16 protein-coding genes, 1 pseudogene and 1 riboswitch are annotated in these 18,270 nt (G+C 73.2%); of the genes and pseudogenes, 12 read left to right on the top strand and 5 right to left on the bottom strand.

The genetic code is table 11. The annotated features are described in order from the left end of the window. Nucleotides 1-36: 36 nt before the first annotated feature. The 7 genes and pseudogenes from UW392_RS11485 to UW392_RS11455 all read left to right on the top strand — a co-directional run bounded on the left by UW392_RS11485 (nucleotide 37) and on the right by UW392_RS11455 (nucleotide 7,689). The gene (locus tag UW392_RS11485) at nucleotides 37-1,080 is read left to right on the top strand and encodes a sugar-binding domain-containing protein (protein WP_320774824.1); all 1,044 of its coding nucleotides are present in this window, start codon (nucleotides 37-39) and stop codon (nucleotides 1,078-1,080) included. A 58-nt stretch (nucleotides 1,081-1,138) separates the two neighbouring features. Continuing rightward, nucleotides 1,139-1,507 carry a barstar family protein gene (locus tag UW392_RS11480; RefSeq protein WP_320774836.1) on the top strand — a complete coding sequence of 123 codons (369 nt, stop codon included), beginning with the start codon at nucleotides 1,139-1,141 and terminating at the stop codon, nucleotides 1,505-1,507. 134 nt (nucleotides 1,508-1,641) lie between these two features. Further along, entirely contained in the window at nucleotides 1,642-3,084 is a 1,443-nt protein-coding gene (locus UW392_RS11475) for a GuaB1 family IMP dehydrogenase-related protein (RefSeq protein WP_320774835.1), read from the top strand. A gap of 80 nt (nucleotides 3,085-3,164) precedes the next feature. Beyond that, complete coding sequence (locus tag UW392_RS11470) at nucleotides 3,165-3,617, top strand: Lrp/AsnC family transcriptional regulator (protein WP_320774823.1); 453 nt, start codon at nucleotides 3,165-3,167, stop codon at nucleotides 3,615-3,617. Between the two features lie 150 nt (nucleotides 3,618-3,767). Continuing rightward, nucleotides 3,768-4,943, top strand: a pseudogene (locus tag UW392_RS11465) (MFS transporter); the annotation flags it as partial. 218 nt (nucleotides 4,944-5,161) lie between these two features. Continuing rightward, nucleotides 5,162-5,992: a carbon-nitrogen hydrolase family protein gene (locus UW392_RS11460; RefSeq protein WP_320774822.1), complete on the top strand. Its 831-nt coding sequence runs from the start codon at nucleotides 5,162-5,164 to the stop codon at nucleotides 5,990-5,992. Next, nucleotides 5,989-7,689, top strand: coding sequence for an NAD(P)/FAD-dependent oxidoreductase (locus UW392_RS11455; protein ID WP_320774821.1), 1,701 nt, complete (start codon nucleotides 5,989-5,991; stop codon nucleotides 7,687-7,689). The genes UW392_RS11460 and UW392_RS11455 overlap by 4 nt, the downstream gene beginning before the upstream one ends. Before the next feature lie 16 nt (nucleotides 7,690-7,705). On the opposite strand, the gene UW392_RS11450 is transcribed toward UW392_RS11455, so the two are convergent. Then, the gene (locus tag UW392_RS11450; RefSeq protein ID WP_320774820.1) at nucleotides 7,706-8,635 is read right to left on the bottom strand and encodes an LLM class F420-dependent oxidoreductase; all 930 of its coding nucleotides are present in this window, start codon (nucleotides 8,633-8,635) and stop codon (nucleotides 7,706-7,708) included. 101 nt (nucleotides 8,636-8,736) lie between these two features. Then, complete coding sequence (locus UW392_RS11445; protein WP_320774819.1) at nucleotides 8,737-9,432, bottom strand: DUF5995 family protein; 696 nt, start codon at nucleotides 9,430-9,432, stop codon at nucleotides 8,737-8,739. A 174-nt stretch (nucleotides 9,433-9,606) separates the two neighbouring features. Between UW392_RS11445 and UW392_RS11440 the strand changes: the two genes are divergently transcribed. Then, nucleotides 9,607-10,755: a glycoside hydrolase family 6 protein gene (locus tag UW392_RS11440; protein ID WP_320774834.1), complete on the top strand. Its 1,149-nt coding sequence runs from the start codon at nucleotides 9,607-9,609 to the stop codon at nucleotides 10,753-10,755. A gap of 4 nt (nucleotides 10,756-10,759) precedes the next feature. Here the strand turns inward: UW392_RS11440 and UW392_RS11435 are convergent, their stop codons facing one another. Next, nucleotides 10,760-12,169, bottom strand: coding sequence for a uracil-xanthine permease family protein (locus UW392_RS11435; RefSeq protein ID WP_320774818.1), 1,410 nt, complete (start codon nucleotides 12,167-12,169; stop codon nucleotides 10,760-10,762). Between the two features lie 127 nt (nucleotides 12,170-12,296). Beyond that, nucleotides 12,297-13,511, bottom strand: coding sequence for an MFS transporter (locus UW392_RS11430; RefSeq protein ID WP_320774817.1), 1,215 nt, complete (start codon nucleotides 13,509-13,511; stop codon nucleotides 12,297-12,299). 147 nt (nucleotides 13,512-13,658) lie between these two features. Between UW392_RS11430 and UW392_RS11425 the strand changes: the two genes are divergently transcribed. Then, nucleotides 13,659-14,906 (top strand): ROK family transcriptional regulator, encoded by a 1,248-nt coding sequence (locus UW392_RS11425; RefSeq protein WP_320774816.1) that lies wholly within the window; start codon nucleotides 13,659-13,661, stop codon nucleotides 14,904-14,906. A 15-nt stretch (nucleotides 14,907-14,921) separates the two neighbouring features. On the opposite strand, the gene UW392_RS11420 is transcribed toward UW392_RS11425, so the two are convergent. Then, a complete protein-coding gene (locus UW392_RS11420; protein WP_320774815.1) occupies nucleotides 14,922-15,206 on the bottom strand; it encodes a hypothetical protein in 285 nt (94 codons plus the stop codon). A gap of 230 nt (nucleotides 15,207-15,436) precedes the next feature. Next, a riboswitch (FMN riboswitch) is annotated at nucleotides 15,437-15,567 on the top strand. A 152-nt stretch (nucleotides 15,568-15,719) separates the two neighbouring features. Between UW392_RS11420 and UW392_RS11415 the strand changes: the two genes are divergently transcribed. From UW392_RS11415 to UW392_RS11405, 3 genes are read left to right on the top strand one after another with little or no spacing between them, the layout of a single operon-like run. After that, nucleotides 15,720-16,328, top strand: a complete 609-nt coding sequence (locus UW392_RS11415; RefSeq protein WP_320774814.1) for a riboflavin synthase — start codon at nucleotides 15,720-15,722, stop codon at nucleotides 16,326-16,328. Continuing rightward, a complete protein-coding gene (locus UW392_RS11410; protein ID WP_320774813.1) occupies nucleotides 16,325-16,969 on the top strand; it encodes a nicotinamide mononucleotide transporter family protein in 645 nt (214 codons plus the stop codon). Before UW392_RS11415 ends, UW392_RS11410 begins: the two co-directional genes overlap by 4 nt. Then, complete coding sequence (locus UW392_RS11405) at nucleotides 16,966-18,246, top strand: bifunctional 3,4-dihydroxy-2-butanone-4-phosphate synthase/GTP cyclohydrolase II (protein WP_320774812.1); 1,281 nt, start codon at nucleotides 16,966-16,968, stop codon at nucleotides 18,244-18,246. Before UW392_RS11410 ends, UW392_RS11405 begins: the two co-directional genes overlap by 4 nt. The last annotated feature ends 24 nt before the right edge of the window (nucleotides 18,247-18,270 follow it).

Genomic DNA, 18,270 nt, shown 5'->3' with positions numbered 1-18,270 from the left:
CGCCGAATCTGCAAGGATGAACGGCGAATCCAGAGTGTGAACAGCAGTGAGGAGATCGCCGTGTCGGGTATGTCGGCGGGCCGCGCAGCCATGCGGATGGGACCCGCTGAGCTGGTCCAGGCGGCGGCCATGGCCCGCCGCTTCTACCTAGAGGGCAAGTCCAAGATCCAGATCGCGGAGGAGTTCGGCGTCAGCCGCTTCAAGGTGGCCCGGGTCCTGGAGACCGCTCTCGAACGGGACCTCGTACGAATCGAGATCCGGGTGCCGGCCGAGCTGGACGCCGAGCGCTCCGACGCGCTGCGCGCCCGCTACGGCCTCAGGAACGCGGTCGTCGTGGAGTCACCGGCGGACGCCGAGGAGACCCCCGACCCCGAGAACCTCGGGGAAGTGGCGGCCGACCTGCTCGGCGAGCTGGTCAACGAAGGGGACGTGCTGGGCCTGGCCTGGGGCCGCTCCACCATCCACATGGCGGCGGCCCTCGACCGGCTGCCGCCCTGCACGGTGGTGCAGCTCACCGGCGTGTACGACGCCGGGACCGCCGAGCGCGGCTCGGTGGAGGCGGTGCGCCGCGCCGCCCAGGTCTCCGGGGGCGACGCCCACCCCATCTACGCGCCGATGCTGCTCCCCGACGCCGCGACCGCCGAGGCGCTGCGGCACCAGACGGGCATCGCGCGGGCCTTCGAGTACTTCGACAAGGTCACCGTCGCCTGTGTCTCCATCGGCTCCTGGGAGCCGGGCATCTCCACGGTCCACGACATGCTCAGCGACGAGGAGCGCGGCCACTACGCCTCGCTCGGTGTCGCCGCCGAGATGTCCGCGCACCTCTTCGACGCCGACGGGCGCCGGGTCGGGCGGGACCTGGGGGAGCGGTGCATCACCGTCAAGGCCGACCAGCTCCGCCGTATCCCCGAGGTGGTGGCGATCGCGGGCGGGCAGCGCAAGGCGGCGGCCATCGACGCGGTGCTCCGCTCGGGCCTGGTGACCAGCCTGGTCACGGACACCTCCGCCGCCGACTATCTGATGGCGGCCGGACCCACCCCGAAGTCCGCCCTGAACCGGACCGACCCGGACGGCGTCTGACGGCGTGGCGGCCTCGGAGGCAGGAGAGGACGGCGTGGCGGCGGCAGGGAAGGGCGGCATGGCGGTGGACCCGGTGGACCCGGCGGGCCGGATCACGGTCCGGGTGGACCTGGGCGGGGTCACGGACAAGGCGGGCCTGATGGACCGCTTCGCCCGGGACCTCGGCCTGCCCGAGTGGTTCGGACGCAACTGGGACGCCCTCGCCGACGTCCTGTCCGACCCCGCCCTCTGGCCCGAGGGGGCGACGGACCGGGGGCTGCTCCTGGAGGTCGGGGGCTGGCGGGAGTACGCCGACGCCCGGCCCGACGAGTGGCAGGTCGCCGAGGAGGTCTTCGCCGAGGCCACCGACCGCGGCCCGGGGCTCTACGTCTCGGTGGGCCCCGGCACCTCCCGTTCCGGGGGCCCCGCTCTTGGAGGTTCCTCCTAGGCGCCTCCCGGACAGCCTGGACGTTCTGCCCGGAGCGCTGTCACGGCCGGTCGTGAAAGAATGAAGTACGTGCTCTTTCCCCCTGGCTGACCTGTCCGGGGGCCACCTCTGAACCATCCCGGGATGTGCAGCACGTGCGTTTCCTCAACGACATCCAGCCCTCGTACGACCTGACGTACGACGACGTCTTCATGGTGCCGAGCCGCTCCGCCGTCGGCTCGCGGCAGGGCGTGGACCTCCGCTCCCCGGACGGCACGGGCACCACCATCCCGCTGGTCGTCGCCAACATGACGGCCATCGCCGGCCGCCGCATGGCCGAGACGGTGGCCCGGCGCGGCGGCCTCGTGGTCATCCCGCAGGACATCCCGATCGAGGTCGTCACCGACGTCGTCACCTGGGTCAAGAGCCGCCACCACGTTCTCGACACCCCCATCGTGCTCGCCCCGCACCAGACGGTCGCCGAGGCGCTCTCCCTGCTCCCCAAGCGCGCGCACAACGCGGGCGTCGTCGTCGACGAGGAGAACCGGCCCGTCGGCGTGGTCACCGACGCCGACCTGCGCGGCGTCGACCGGTTCACGCAGCTGGAGACGGTCATGTCCAAGGACCTCCTGCTGATCGACGCGGACCTCGACCCCCGCGAGGCGTTCAACACCCTCGACGCCGCCAACCGGCGCTACGCCCCGGCCGTCGACGCGAGCGGCCGCCTGGCCGGCATCCTCACCCGCAAGAGCGCCCTGCGCGCCACGCTGTACACCCCGGCCGTCGACGCGGCCGGCAAGCTGCGCGTCGCCGCCGCCGTCGGTATCAACGGCGACGTGGCCGGCAAGGCGAAGCAGCTGCTCGACGCGGGCGTGGACACCCTCGTCATCGACACCGCGCACGGCCACCAGGAGTCGATGATCAGCGCCGTCAAGCTGGTCCGCGACCTCGACCCGCGGGTGCCGATCGTCGCGGGCAACATCGTCTCCGCCGAGGGCGTCCGCGACCTGATCGAGGCCGGCGCGGACATCATCAAGGTCGGTGTCGGACCCGGCGCCATGTGCACCACGCGCATGATGACCGGCGTCGGCCGCCCCCAGTTCTCCGCGGTCCTCGAATGCGCCGCCGAGGCGAAGAAGTACGGCAAGCACGTCTGGGCCGACGGCGGCGTCCGCCACCCCCGCGACGTCGCGATGGCCCTCGCGGCCGGTGCGTCCAACGTCATGGTCGGCTCCTGGTTCGCCGGGACCTACGAGTCCCCGGGCGACCTCCAGCACGACGCGAGCGGCCGCGCCTACAAGGAGTCCTTCGGCATGGCCTCCGCCCGCGCGGTGCGCAACCGTACCTCCGAGGAGTCGGCGTACGACCGGGCCCGCAAGGCGCTGTTCGAGGAGGGCATCTCGACCTCCCGGATGTTCCTGGACCCGGCCCGGCCCGGCGTCGAGGACCTGATCGACTCCGTCATCGCCGGTGTCCGCTCCTCCTGCACCTACGCCGGTGCCGCCTCCCTGGAGGAGTTCGCCGAGAAGGCCATCGTCGGCATCCAGAGCGCCGCCGGGTACGCCGAGGGCAAGCCGCTGCACGCCAGCTGGAGCTGACGCGGACCGGTTGTGTTCTACTGCGGGAGCGGCGTCAGCCGCTCCCGGCCGGCCACTTTAGGAGAAGTGAACCACCCGCAGTGCTGAACGAACTCGACGAACGCATCGTGCACGCCCTCGCCGAGGACGCCCGCCGCTCCTACGCGGACATCGGGCAACAGGTGGGTCTCTCCGCGCCCGCCGTGAAACGGCGCGTGGACCGGCTGCGCGCCACCGGAGCCGTCACCGGCTTCACCGTCCGCGTCGACCCCGCCGCGCTCGGCTGGGCGACCGAGGGGTTCGTCGAGATCCACTGCCGCCGCAACACCTCCCCGGAGACCATCCGGCGCGGCCTTGAGCGCTATCAGGAGGTCGTCGCCGCCTCCACCGTCACCGGGGAAGCGGACGCCGTCGCGCAGGTCTTCGCCTCCGACATGCGGCACTTCGAGCGCGTGCTGGAGCGGATCGCGGGCGAGCCGTTCGTGGAGCGCACCAAGTCGGTGCTGGTGCTGTCGCCGCTGCTGCGGCGCTTCTCCTCGGGCTCGCCCGCCTGAGGCGAGTGTCGCCTGCTTGAGCCGGGCCTCGCCCGCCTGAACCGCGCCTCGCCCGCCTGTCCCGTGCCTCGCACGCCGGAGCAAATGCCTCGCGGGACGGGCGGGGTCCGCACTACCATCGCCGTCATGACCTGGCGACATTGACCCACCGGCGTACGGCGGCTCACCGCCGCGCTCTACTGCTACTCCTTCCTGGACGACTTCGTCCTGCTCTACCCGGTGTACGCGCTGCTCTTCGCCGACACCGGCATGTCGGTCTGGCAGTTGTCCTCCCTGTTCGCCCTGTGGTCGCTCACCGGCGTACTGCTGGAGGTGCCCTCCGGTGCCTGGGCGGACGCCGTCTCGCGCCGCCTGCCGCTGGTGCTCGGCCCGCTCCTGACCGCGGTCGGCTTCACCCTGTGGGTGCTGCTGCCGTCGTACGCGGCGTTCGCGGCCGGTTTCGTCCTGTGGGGCACGCGCGGCGCGCTCGGCTCCGGCGCGCTGGAGGCCCTCGTCCACGACGAGTTGACCCGGCTCGGCGCGGCCCACCGGTACGCCCGCGTGATGGGCCGGGCCCGCGCCGCCGGGCTGCTGGCCGTGATGGCCTCGATGGGCGCCGCCGGGCCGGTCCTCGACGCCGGCGGATACGCGGGTGTCGGCGCCGCCAGCGTTCTGGGGTGCCTGCTCACGGCCGCCGTCGCCCTGTGCTTCCCCGAACACCGGGAGGCCGGCGTCCGGGGTGAGGGCTGGGCCGTGATCCTGCGGGGCGGCGTCGCGGTGGTGCGCGCGCCGGGGGCGTTGCGCCGGGCGCTGTTCCTCGTCCCGGCCGTCGGCGCGGTGTGGGGCGCCCTCGACGAGTACGCCCCGCTGCTGGTGCGGGAGACCGGGGTGTCCGACCGGGCGGTGCCGTGGCTGCTGTCGCTGGTCTGGGCGGGTGCCACGGCGGGGAGTCTGCTGGCCGGGCCCGCCGCACGGCTCGGCACGCGGGGGTTCGCGGTGCTGCTCGCCGGTGCGGCGGGTGCGCTGGCCCTGGGGGCCGGGATCGGTACGCCGGCCGGTCTGGGGCTGGTTGCGGTGGCCTTCGGCGGGTTCCAGCTGGCGACGGTGCTGGCGGATGCGCGTCTGCAGGAGCGGATCGAGGTGGCCGGGCGGGCCACGGTGACGTCTGTGGCGGGGCTTGCCACCGAGGTGGTGACGGTGGGCGTGTACGGGGCGTACGCGGCTCTGGCCGCGGGCTTTGATCACGGGGTGGTGTTCTGCCTGTTCGCGGTGGTGTACGCGGGGGTGGCAGTGGGGTGTTGGGTGCGGGTGCGTGGTGGGCGCTCGCGCAGTTCCCCGCGCCCCTGACAGGGGCGTGATCGGGTGCGGGTGTGTGGTGGTTGTTCGCGGGATTCTCGCGTTTCTGACGGGGCGCAACGAATCGTTGTTCGTGGGGGTGGGGCCGCAATGAATCGCCACCCTGTGCGCAACAGGTGGTGCTTGTCGGGGCTGGTGGGGCGGCCATAGCGTCTACGTGGCCCGTCTCTCGCGGTCTTCCCGCCCCCTCCTCCCGGTGAGGTACCTCCATGCGCGTCGCCCTGTTGCAGAGTTCCGGCCGTCCCGGGGACGTCGCCGGGAACCTTCGGGAGCTGGACGAGGCCGCCGGGCGGGCCGCCGCCATGGGGGCCGGGCTGCTGGTGACGCCGGAGATGTTCCTGACCGGGTACGCGATCGGCGACGACGTGGCCCGGCTCGCCGAGCCCGCCGACGGCGACGCGGCGCAGGCGGTCGCCGGGACCGCGGCGCGGCACGGGCTCGCCGTCGCCTACGGCTGCCCCGAGCGGGACGGCACCCGCGTCCACAACTCCGTCCAGCTGATCGCCGCCGACGGCGCCCGCCTCGCCGGCTACCGCAAGACCCACCTCTACGGCGCCTACGAGCAGCACCACTTCGCCCCGGGCGACCGGACCGTCGTACAGGCCCGCCTCGGCGGACTGACCGTCGGCCTCATGATCTGCTACGACGTCGAGTTCCCGGAGAACGTCCGGGCCCACGCCCTGGCCGGCACCGACCTGCTGCTGGTGCCGACGGCGCAGATGCACCCGTACCAGTTCGTCGCCGAGTCCGTCGTCCCGGTGCGCGCCTTCGAGAACCAGCTGTACGTGGCGTACGTCGACCGGGTCGGCCGGGAGGGCGCGTTCGAGTTCGTCGGGCTGTCCGTCCTCGCCGGGCCCGACGGCACGGCCCGCGCCCGCGCCGGTCGCGGCACGGAACTGCTCGTCGCCGACGCGGACCCCGCCCTCCTCGCCGCCTCCCGCGCGGCCAACCCGTACCTCGCCGACCGCCGTCCCGGCCTGTACGGCTCCCTCGTCCGAACCCCCGCTTCCCAGCCCGCGCAAGGAGTCCGCGTCCGATGACGTCCACGGTGCCGAACGCCGTCGAGCACACCGACGGGCAGCAGCCCCCGATCACCATGTCCGGGCCGGACTTCCCGTACGCCTACGACGACTTCCTCGCCCACCCGGCGGGACTCGGCCGGATACCCGCCACCGAGCACGGTGCCGAGGTCGCCGTCGTCGGCGGCGGGCTCTCCGGCATCGTGACCGCGTACGAGCTGATGAAGATGGGGCTCAGGCCCGTCGTGTACGAGGCCGACGAGATAGGCGGCCGGCTGCGTACCGCCCGCTTCGAGGGCGCGGGCACGGAGGAACTGACCGCCGAGATGGGCGCGATGCGCTTCCCGCCCTCCTCCACCGCCCTGCGGCACTACATCGACCTGGCCGGGCTTGAGACCAGGCCCTTCCCCAACCCCCTCTCCGAGGCCACCCCGTCGACCGTCGTCGACCTCAAGGGCGAGAGCCATTACGCCGAGACCCTCGCCGACCTGCCGCAGGTCTACCGCGACGTCGCCGACGCCTGGGCCCGCTGCCTGGAGGAGGGCGCGGACTTCTCCGCCATGAACCGGGCCCTGCGCGAGCGGGACGTCCCCCGCATCCGCGCGATCTGGTCGAAGCTGGTCGAGAGGCTCGACAACCAGACGTTCTACGGCTTCCTCTGCGACTCGGAGGCGTTCCGCTCGTTCCGGCACCGGGAGATCTTCGGCCAGGTCGGCTTCGGCACCGGCGGCTGGGACACCGACTTCCCCAACTCCGTACTGGAGATCCTCCGCGTCGTCTACACCGAGGCCGACGACCACCACCGCTCCATCGTCGGCGGCTCCCAGCAGCTCCCGCTGCGGCTGTGGGAGCGCGAGCCGGCCAAGACCGTCCACTGGCCGTACGGCACCTCGCTGAAGTCCCTGCACACCGGCGGCCGGCCGCGCCCGGCCGTGACCCGGCTGCACCGCACCGCCGGCGACCGGATCACCGTGACCGACGCCGACGGCGCCATCCGCACGTACCGCGCGGCGGTCTTCACCGCCCAGTCCTGGATGCTGCTCTCCAAGATCGACTGTGATGACTCGCTCTTCCCGATCGACCACTGGACGGCGATCGAGCGGACCCACTACATGGAGTCCAGCAAGCTCTTCGTGCCCGTGGACCGGCCGTTCTGGCGGGACAAGGACGAGACGACCGGGCGCGACGTGATGTCGATGACGCTCACCGACCGGATGACCCGCGGCACCTACCTGCTGGACGACGGTCCGGACCGGCCGGCCGCCATCTGCCTCTCCTACACCTGGTGCGACGACAGCCTGAAGTGGCTGCCGCTCTCCGCGAACGAGCGGATGGAGGTGATGCTGAAGTCGCTCGGCGAGATCTATCCGAAGGTCGACATCAGGAAGCACGTCATCGGCAGCCCGGTGACGGTCTCCTGGGAGAACGAGCCGTACTTCATGGGCGCGTTCAAGGCCAACCTGCCCGGCCACTACCGCTACCAGCGGCGCCTCTTCACGCACTTCGTGCAGGACCGGCTGCCCGCCGACAAGCGGGGGATCTTCCTCGCCGGCGACGACATCTCCTGGACGGCGGGCTGGGCCGAGGGCGCCGTCCAGACCGCGCTGAACGCGGTCTGGGGCGTCATGCGCCACTTCGGCGGGGAGACCGACCCGGCCAACCCGGGGCCGGGCGACGTGTACGACTCCATCGCCCCCGTGGAACTGCCCGAGGACTAGGGCGCTTTCTGAGGGCCTAGATCCCCGCGGCCCGTGCCTTCTCGTACACCTCCGCCGCGACGTCCTTCAGCTCCTCCGCGTCGCGGAGACCGGTCTGGAGGTCGAGGAAGATCTCGTCCAGGCCGATCTCGGCGTGCTCGGCCAGGTCCTCGACGATCTGGTCGACGCTGCCGTGGAAGGGCCGGCGGGCGGCGCTGTCGTCCGTCGTGCGCGCGTACCGGGCGTTGATCCGCAGCGACGAGGCGATCGGTGCCGTACGCCTGCGCTCGGCCGCCAGTTCGCGCAGCTCCCGCCACTGGCCGGTGAGCGCCTCCACGCCGGTGCCCACCGGCAGCCAGCCGTCGGCGTGGTCGACGAGCCGGCGCCGGGCGCGCGCGTTGCCCGCCGCCAGCAGCACCGGGATCGGCCGGGCGGGCTTGGGGCCGACGACGGCCGACGCGATCCGGGTGAGCCGCCCGTCGTACGTCACCGGGTCCGGGCCCCACACCGCGCGGCACACCTCGATCAGCTCGTCCAGGACCCGGCCGCGCTCCTCGAACGGCGCCACGGACGCCGCCGCGTACTCGTCGTGGGACCAGCCCGTGCCGAACCCCGCGACCACCCGGCCGCCGCTCGCCGCGTCCAGCGTGGCCAGCGCCTTGGCCAGCTGGAACGGCACGTGCAGCGGTGCGATCAGCACGCTGGTGCCGAGCGTGGCCCGCTCGGTCGCCGCCGCGGCCAGCGTCAGCGTGACCAGCGGTTCCGCCACGCCCCGGTAGGAGTCGGGCCAGGGCAGGCCCTCGACGCCGTACAGGCCCTGGGTGGCGGGTTCGGGGAAGAGGGCGCGTTCGAAGACCCACAGGCTGCTGTACCCCGTGCGCTCGGCGGCGCGGGCCACCTCCGGGACGTCCTTGCCGATGTCGTACTGACGCATCTGCGGGAGTCCGAGTCCGAGGGGGATCGCCATGTCCGTGCTCCTTCGCCGTCGGTGGGGCCGTCGGTGACCCGGAGGCCAATGTGTGGCCATTACACGTGAGTTTCGGCCGGGGCGACAGGGGCGTGACGTTCTCAGGAGGGCAGCGGGGTCAGCAGCAGGCGGCTCGCCAGGCCCACCGCCGCGTCCAGCCGTTCCGTGCACTCCCCGGCCAGGCCGGGCAGCCGGCGCAGCGACCACAGGGTGCGGGCCGCGACCCACGTGGCGTCCCGGGCGCGCTCCAGGCTCCAGCAGCCGATCAGATGCGTCAGCGGGTCGGCGATCCGGAGCAGGTCGGGGCCCGGCGTCAGCTCTTCGCGGATGCGCTCCTCCAGCAGCACGAGGAGTTCGCCCACGCGGTCGAACTCGTCCTCCAGGTCGGCGGGTTCGCAGCCGAGCGTACGACAGGCGTCCACGACGGCCAGCGCGAGGTCGTGGCAGACGTGCGCGTTGATGCCCGCGAGCGCGAACTGCAACGGACGTACCTGGGGATGACGGCGGTACTGGAACAGGGGCCGCCAGCAGGCGGCCGGCGCGCGCCCGTCGGTCACGGCGTCGACGGCGGCCAGGTACCGCTCGGCGAAGAGGACGTCCAGCGTGGTCGCGGCCCGGGTGTCCGGGAACCGGCCCGCGTCGAGGTCCCGGCCGACGGCCTCGGTGACGGCGAGATAGACGCGGTTGAAGACCGCGACCCCGTCCAGGGGCGGCAGGGCCGCGTCAAGGGCGCGCATCCGGGAGAGGACGGCGTGCACCGAGCCGGTGGCCGTGGAGACGTGTCGACAGTGCGCCATGGGGGCAGAGTCGCAGCTTCGGGGTGACCGCAGGACCGGCGGGAGAGGCGCTTCCCCACAACGGGGGAACGCGGCCGCCGCGTGGGGGAGGGGTTTCTCATCATGTCCGGCCTTCGTACCCGACGCCTGGCCGCGCGCCGGGCCGCCCGCAGGCGTGCCGTCCTCCGCGGCGTGATGGTCGCCGTGGCCGCCGCGGTGGTCGCGGCCGGCACCGTCGCCGGAACGCTCTCCTCGCTGGACCACGACGGCGAGGGCCGCGGCGACGAGGCCCGGCCGCGCGTGACGCGCTCGGTCCGGCCGGCCCCCGAGCCCGTCCCGTCGTCCCCGTCGCCGTCCCCGACCCCGACGCCGACACCGACGACGGCGCCTCCCTCGCCGTCCGTGTCGCCGGTTCCGTCCCGTACGGAGCCGAGCGCCGCGCCCGGTGCCACGAGGGGGTCCGCGGCGGCGGGAGCCGACCGGGCCAGGCTCTACCGCCACCCCGACTCCCAGGTGCTCGACTGGGTGGCCGCCCACCCCGACGACCCCCGCCGGGACGTCATCGCCGCCCGGATCGCCGCCCGCCCGGCCGCCGTCTGGTTCGCCGACTTCACCCCCGGCACCGTCACCGCCCGGGTCCGCGCCGTCACCTCCGGCGGCGTCGAGGAGGGCCGGGTCCCGGTCGTCGTGCCGTACGCGATACCCGACCGAGACTGCGGCGGCCACTCCGAGGGCGGAGCGCCCGACCTCGCCGCCTACGACGACTGGATCGACCGCTTCGCCGCCGGACTGGGCTCCGGCGAGGTCGTCGTCATCCTGGAGCCCGACTCGGTGGCCCAGTCCGACTGCCTCTCCGCCCGGGAGCGCGCGGAGCGGTTCGCCTCCCTGGCGCGGGCCGGGCGCGTCATCAAGGAGGCGGCGCCCCGGGCCCGGGTCTACTACGACGCCGGCCACTCCGGCTGGCACGCGCCCGGCAAGCAGGCCGGGTGGCTGAAGCAGGCCGGTGCCGCCTCGGCCGCCTCCTCCGACGGCGTCTTCAGCAACGTCTCCAACTTCCACACCACCGCCGACGAGATGGCCTACGACCGTGCCGTCCTGGACGCCCTCGGCGGACCGGAAGGGCTGGGCGCCGTCGTCGACACCAGCCGCAACGGCAACGGCGCACCGGCCGACGACGCGTGGTGCGACCCCGCGGGCCGCGCCCTGGGCCGGGCGCCGACGCTGACCACCGGCGAGGACCGGATCGACGCCTACCTGTGGGTGAAGCTGCCGGGGGAGTCGGACGGCTGCAAGGGCTCCCCGGGCACGTTCAGCCCGTCGTACGCCTACGACCTGGCGCGCTGACGCCTCACGAGCCGGCGCTCCGCTCCCCGGCATCCGTGTGCGCGCTCTCGCCGTACGTCGACGTGCCCTCGTCCAGCAGCGGCTTCTGGTCCTTCAGGTGCGGCGGCGCGAAGGCCCGCAGCGCGTGGTAGCCGGTGATCACGACGATGGTGCCGAGCGCGATGCCGCCGAGCGAGAAGTTGTCCGTGAAGTCGAGGGAGACGCCGCCCACGCCGATGATGATGCCCGCGGCGGCCGGCACCAGGTTCAGCGGGTTGCGCAGGTCCACCCGGGCGTTGGTCCAGATCTGCGCGCCGAGCAGGCCGATCATGCCGTAGAGGATCACGGTGATGCCGCCGAGGACGCCGCCGGGGATCGCGGCGACCACCGCGCCGAACTTCGGGCACAGGCCGAACAGCAGGGCGAAGCAGGCGGCGGCCCAGTACGCGGCCGTGGAGTAGACGCGGGTCGCGGCCATCACGCCGATGTTCTCGGAGTAGGTGGTGTTGGGCGGTCCGCCGACCGCGGTGGAGAGCACGGAGCCGATGCCGTCGGCGGAGATGGCGGTGCCGAGCCTGTCGTCGAGCTTCTCGCCGGTCATCTCGCCGACGGCCTTGACGTGTCCGGCGTTCTCCGCGACGAGGGCGATCACGACCGGCAGCGCCACCAGGATCGCCGACCACTGGAAGGTGGGGCCGTGGAACGAGGGCAGACCGACCCAGTCGGCCTGGCCGACGGCGGAGAAGTCCAGCCGCCAGTGGTCGGTGACCTTGCCGCTGCCGTCCACCGAGTGGATCTTTCCGAAGATCCGGTCGAGGACCCAGGAGAGCACGTACCCGAAGACCAGGCCCAGGAAGATCGCGATCCGGGACCAGAAGCCGCGCAGACACACCACGGCGAGGCCGGTGAACAGCATCACCAGCAGCGCCGTCCACTGGTCCTGCGGCCAGTAGGTGGAGGCGGTGACCGGGGCGAGGTTGAAGCCGATCAGCATCACCACGGCGCCGGTGACCACCGGCGGCATCGCGGCGTGGATGATCCGCGCCCCGAACTTCTGCACGGCGAGACCGATCAGGAACAGCACGGCGCCGACGACCAGGACCGCGCCGGTCACCGTGGCGCTGGTGCCGCCCTGCGCCCGGATCACTGCGGCGACGCCGACGAAGGAGAGCGAGCAGCCGAGGTAGCTCGGCACCCGCCCGCGCGTCGCGAGCAGGAAGATCATGGTCGAGACGCCCGACATCATGATCGCCAGGTTGGGGTCGAGACCCATGAGGACCGGCGCCACGAACGACGCCCCGAACATCGCCACCACGTGCTGGGCGCCGAGCCCGGCGGTACGGGGCCAGGAGAGCCGTTCGTCGGGGCGGACCACCGCACCGGGGGCGGGCGTGCGCCCGTCGCCGTGCAGCTTCCAGCGGACGCCGAGATCCATGGGGTGTCGCTTTCTTCGTACGTGTGCTTCGTCCGGACCATTGTCGGTGGTCAGGGGCCGTGCTCCGTACAGATGGGGGGCCGGACGGCGGTCGGCGGCCGGCCGGTCCCGGGTCCCGGTACGCGCCTCAGGGCCGCGGGTCCGGCACCGGCGCCTTCGCCCGAGCGGGCGTCGCGCGTTCCCGGCGGTCCCCGGACCGCAGCACCGGCGCGAACGCCACCAGCCCGCAGGCCAGCACGGTCACCAGCCCGAACGACACCACCAGGCTGGTGGCCTGCGCCAGCCCGCCGATCGCGCTCGGGGCGATCAGCCCCGAGGTGTACGTGATCGTGGCGACACCCGCGATCGCGAGCGAGGGATTGCTGCCGCTGCGCCCGGCCGCCGCGAAGCAGAGCGGGACCACCACGGCGATGCCCAGCCCCATCGCCGCGAACCCGGCCATCGCCACCGCCGGATGGCCGCCCGCGACGATCAGCACCCCGCCGGCCGCGGCCAGCACCCCGCCCACCCGGACCGAACGCACCGCCCCGAACCGGTCCACCACCTTGTCGCCGACGAACCGGGCCACGGCCATCGTCAGGGTGAACCCGGTGGTGCACGCCGCCGCGAGCCCCGCGGAGGTGTCCAGCCGGTCCCGCAGGTACACCGCCGACCAGTCCAGGCTGGCGCCCTCCGCGAAGACCGCGCAGAACCCGACCGCGCCGATCAGCACCGCCGACCTCGGCGGCAGCGCGAACCGCGGCGGCGGGTCCTCGTCCTCGGCGGGCTGGAGGTCCAGCACCCACCGGCACACGACCACGCCCGCCGTGGTGAGCACCAGCGCGGCCAGCGCGTGGTGCAGCCGGGCGTCCGCGCCGAGGTGGGCGGCGAGCGTCCCGGCCGCCGACCCCGTCAGAGCGCCCGCGCTCCACATGCCGTGCAGCCCGGACATGATCGACTTGTCGAGACGGTTCTCCACCTCGACACCGAGGGCGTTCATCGCGACGTCGGAGACGCCCGAGGCCGCCCCGTAGGTGAACAGCGCCAGACAGAGGGCGGGCAGGTTCGGAGCGAGCGACGGCAGCACCAGCGACAGCGTCCACAGCGCCAGCAGCGCGCGCAGCGCGGTCCGCGCGCCGAAGCGGTGGCTGAGGCGGCCCGCCAGCGGCATGGCGACCGAGGCGCCGAGCGCGGGGAAGGCGAGGGCCAGTCCCAGCTGGCCCGCGCTCACCCCGGCGTGGTCCTGGATCCAGGGCACCCGTGTCGCGAACGAGCCCGTGACGGCGCCGTGCACCGCGAAGACCGCCGCCACCGCGTAGCGGGCGCGCCGCACCTCACGTATTCGAAAGACCACTTCACTCATACTTCGAGGCCCCTCCGGGTCGGGTCGGCTCCCCACTGCGCGCCGTAAACTATCAGGGACCTTGCCTGATAGATAGTGGGTATCGGTTGCGCACCGTCCACAACCGGCCGCGAGCCCCCGCGTCCGCCCGTCTGGAAGGATCCCGGCATGCCCGCGACACCGAGCACCGCTCGGGCCATCAACGACCGGCTCGCCCTCCGACTCCTCCAGCAGGAGGGCCCGTTGACCGCCACCCAGCTGAAACAGCTGACCGGCCTCTCCCGGCCCTCCGTGGCCGACCTCGTCGAACGGCTCGGCGCGGCCGGCCTGATCGAGGTGGTGGGCGAGGCGGGGGAGCAGCGCCGGGGCCCCAACGCCAGGCTGTACGGGATCGCCGCGCACCGGGCCCACCTGGCCGCCCTCGACGTACGGACCGAGAGCGTGTCCGTGCTTGTCTCCGACCTGGTCGGCGGCGTCCTGGCCGAGGCGTCCGTGCCGATCCGCGACGACGCCGGCACGGGCCCCGCGGTGGAGCAGGCGGTCGCGCTGGTCGAGCACGCCGCGAAGGAGGCCGGGGCGGACCGGCTGCACACGGTGGGGATCGGCGCCCCCGGCCTGATCGACCCCGCCAGCGGCGACCTGCGGGACTCCGGCGGCCTGCCCGCCTGGCACCGTCGGCTGGTCGCCGCGTTGCAGGAGCGCTTCCCCGAGTCACGGGTCAGCGTGGAGAACGAGACCAACCTCGCCGCCCTCGCCGAGCAGCGCGACGGCGCCGCCCGCGACCGGGACACGTTCGTCCTGCTCTGGCTGGACCTCGGCATCGGCGCGGCGCTGATGCTCGACGGCAGGCTGCGGCGGGGCGCCTCCGGGGGCGCCGGCGAGGTCGGCTTCCTGCCGGTGCCGGGCACCTCCGGGCTGCCGTCGGCCACGGACTGCGGCGGCGGCTTCCACTCCCTGGCCTCGGCGGGAGCGGTGACCGGCCTCGCGGCGGAGCACGGCCTGCCGGTACCGGACGACCCGACGCGGGCCGCGGCCCTGGTCCGCGAGGCGGTACGCCGTACGGAACGCGCGCCCGACGGTGGGGCGGACGCCGGTGGCGCGGACGCCGGTGGCGCGGACGCCGGCTCTCCCCCTGCCGCCGCCCGTTTCCTGGACGCCCTCGCCGATCGCGTGGCCCTCGGCGCCGCCGCCGTCGTCTCCGTGCTGGACCCGGGCTGCGTGGTCCTGGCCGGGGAGGTCGGCCGCGCCGGCGGTGACGTGCTCGCGCGCCGGGTCGCCGACCGCCTCACCCGGCTCTCCCCGCTGCCCACGCAGGTCAGGGCGAGCCTGCTGGGCGGCGGGGCGGTGCTGAGGGGAGCCCTGCTGACGGCCCGCGACCGCGCGCAGGAGGACCTGTTCGCACCCCGGGGGAGGTGACGTCCTGCCCGCGGCTCACCCCGCCCTCTCGGGTTCCGGGCCCCGCGTCCTCCCCGTGTCCTCCCGCGCGGCCGCCCACAGCAGTACCGCCGGAAGGACCACCGCCACCCCCAGCAGCGCCATGAACCCCGCCGCGCTCGCCGCCGTCAGCGGGGCCAGATGCCCGGCGTCGAAGAGAAGGTGGGGCACGGCGGAGACCAGGTAGGCCACCAGCGCGGTCAGCACCAGCCGCCGTTCCACCGTCGCGACCGCCGGGCAAGGGCCGTCGTCGTAGGCCTTCCCCGCGACCGGCGCGTTCACCGCGCTGGGTGGCCCGGCGGCGGGCAAGGGCCGTCGTCACCGCCGCCGGGCCGGCAAAGGGGGAGAGGTACGCCGTGCGGACGAGGTCGCGCAGACACTAAGTGGACTAGACCAGAGCGTCAATAGGTACAGACCAGCCGCTCATACGCAGGGGGTGGCTGTGAGCCACCCCACACCCTCCGCCTACCGGGGCGACGATCAGGCGTGGCACACTGGCTGAGTACCAGAAGCAGCGCACTCCGGGGTCGGTGAAAGTCCGAACCGGCGGTTACAGTCCGCGACCCGATCGCCTCCAGCGATCGGTTGACCAGGTGAAATTCCTGGACCGACGGTTAAAGTCCGGATGGGAGGCAGTGCGCGGCGGGCGGGCATTCGTGCGCGTCGCCGGCTTTTCGGACCCGTCCTCGGGGGACGGGTCTGACGAGGCGTCGTCCGGTGCCCTGTTCCGTACGTTCCTGTCGTCCGCGACAGATGCCCCGGAGTCCGTGCCCAAGAGGCAGGAGGACCCGGGAAGTGTTCACCGGAATCGTCGAAGAGCTGGGCGAAGTCACAGCCGTCGAGACCCTCGACGACGCCTGTCGCTTCCGGCTGCGCGGCCCCGTCGTCACCGAAGGCGCTCAGCACGGAGACTCCATCGCCGTCAACGGCGTCTGCCTCACCGTCGTCGACCACGAGGGCGACGAGTTCACCGCCGACGTGATGGCCGAGACCCTGCACCGCTCCAGTCTCGGCGTCCTCACCGTCGGCTCCCGCGTCAACCTGGAGCGACCCACCGCCGTCGGCGCCCGCCTCGGCGGCCACATCGTGCAGGGCCACGTCGACGGCACCGGCGAGATCGTGGAGCGCACCCCCTCCGAGCACTGGGAGATCGTCAGGATCTCCCTGCCCGCCGAGCTCACCCGCTACGTCGTCGAGAAGGGTTCCGTCACCGTCGACGGCATCAGCCTCACCGTCGTCGACGCGGGCGAGGACTTCTTCACCGTCAGCCTCATCCCGACCACCCTCGCGCTGACCACGCTCGGCCGCAAACAGCCCGGCGACCCGGTCAACCTCGAAGTCGACGTCATCGCCAAGTACGTGGAGCGCCTGCTCACGGTCCAGGCCCAGGGGGACACCAAGTGAACTGGCTCAACTCCGAGGCGTTCGTCCTCCTCGACCAGCACATCAAGTGGTCCGACATGATCGGCAACGTCATCGGGCTGCTGGGCCTCGCGCTCGGCTGGCGCCGCTCGATATGGAGCTGGCCGGTGCAGTTCGCCTCCGGCCTGATCCTCTTCGCCGCCTTCGCCACCGCCCACCTCTCCGGCAGCGCCGGCAAGCAGATCGTCGTCATGGTGGTCGCCGCCTGGGGCTTCTGGCAGTGGAACCGCGGCAGCCGGCACTCCCAGGACGGCTCCATCGCCGTCCGCTTCGCCACCTGGCGCGAGCGCGGCGCCCTGGCCGGCGCCGCCGCCGTCGGCACCCTCGCCGTCGGCGGCCTCTTCACCGCCGTCCCCAGCCTGTCCTGGGACCCCTGGCCGGACGCGTACATATTCGTCGGCACGGTCGTCGCCATGTACGCCCAGGCCCGCGGCATGGTCGAGTTCTGGATCGCCTGGCTCCTCGTCGACCTCGTGGGCGTCCCCCTCAACTTCGCCAACGGCTTCGCCTTCTCCGGCTTCGTCTACGTCATCTACGGCGCGCTCGTCCTGTGGGGCCTGCGTGACTGGTGGCTGCGGTCCCGCAAGGGTCCGCGGCCCGTGATGGAAGGAGCGCCCGCATGAGTACGGCACCCATCCTTTACCGCACCGAGGACCTCGTCCTCGACCCCGTCGAGCGGGCCGTCGCGGAGATCGCCGCCGGCCGCCCCGTCGTGGTCGTCGACGACGCCGACCGGGAGAACGAGGGCGACCTCGTCATCGCCGCCGAGAAGGCGACCGAGGAGGTCGTCGCCTTCATGATGAGCGAGTGCCGCGGCCTGATCTGCGCGCCCATGGAGGGCGACGAGCTGGACCGGCTGGAGCTCCCGCAGATGGTCACGGAGAACACCGAGTCCATGAAGACGGCGTTCACCGTCTCCGTGGACGCGGGCGCCGAACACGGCGTCACCACCGGCATCTCCGCCGCCGACCGCGCCACCACGCTCCGGCTGCTGGCGGGCGGCACCGCCGAACCCACCGACCTGGTCCGCCCCGGCCACGTCTTCCCGCTGCGCGCCCGGCCCGGCGGCGTCCTCGTCCGCGACGGCCACACCGAGGCCGCCGTCGACCTCGCCCGCCTCGCGGGCCTGCGCCCCGCCGGCGCCATCGTCGAGATCGCCGGCGAGGACGGCCGGATGCTGCGGCTGCCCGAACTGATCCCCTTCGCCCGCAAGCACGGCCTGACGATCATCTCCATCGAGGACCTGATCGCCTACCGCCGCGGCGCGGAACCCACCGTCCGCCGCGAGGCGGAGGTCCGCCTGCCCACCGCGCACGGCACCTTCACCGCCTACGGCTACCGCTCCACCGTCGACGGCGTCGAGCACGTCGCCCTCGTCCACGGCGACCTCGGCGACGGCACCGACGTCCTGGTCCGCATCCACTCCGAATGCCTCACCGGCGACGTCTTCGGCTCGCAGCGCTGCGACTGCGGACCCCAGCTCGACGCCTCCCTGGACCGCATCCAGGCCGAGGGCCGCGGCGTCGTCGTCTACCTCCGCGGCCACGAGGGCCGCGGCATCGGCCTGATGTCCAAGCTGCGCGCCTACGAACTCCAGGAGCGCGGCCGCGACACCCTCGACGCCAACCTGGAACTCGGCCTGCCCGCCGACGCCCGGGACTACGGCGCCGGCGCCCAGATCCTCAAGGACCTCGGCGTGCGCGGCGTCCGCCTGCTGACCAACAACCCCGACAAGAGCGACGCGCTCCTCCGGCACGGCCTCGACGTCACCGGCCGCGAGCCGATGCCCGTCCAGGCGGGCGAGCACAACCTGAGCTACCTGCGCACCAAGCGGGACCGGATGGGCCACGACCTGCCCTGGCTGGACACCACCGCGGTGTCCACCTGCGGCAACCAGTAAGCACGAGAAAGACCAAGGAGCGAG

This window comes from Streptomyces sp. CRN 30 (assembly GCF_034105845.1).
This window is presented reverse-complemented; position numbering and strand designations above follow the sequence as displayed.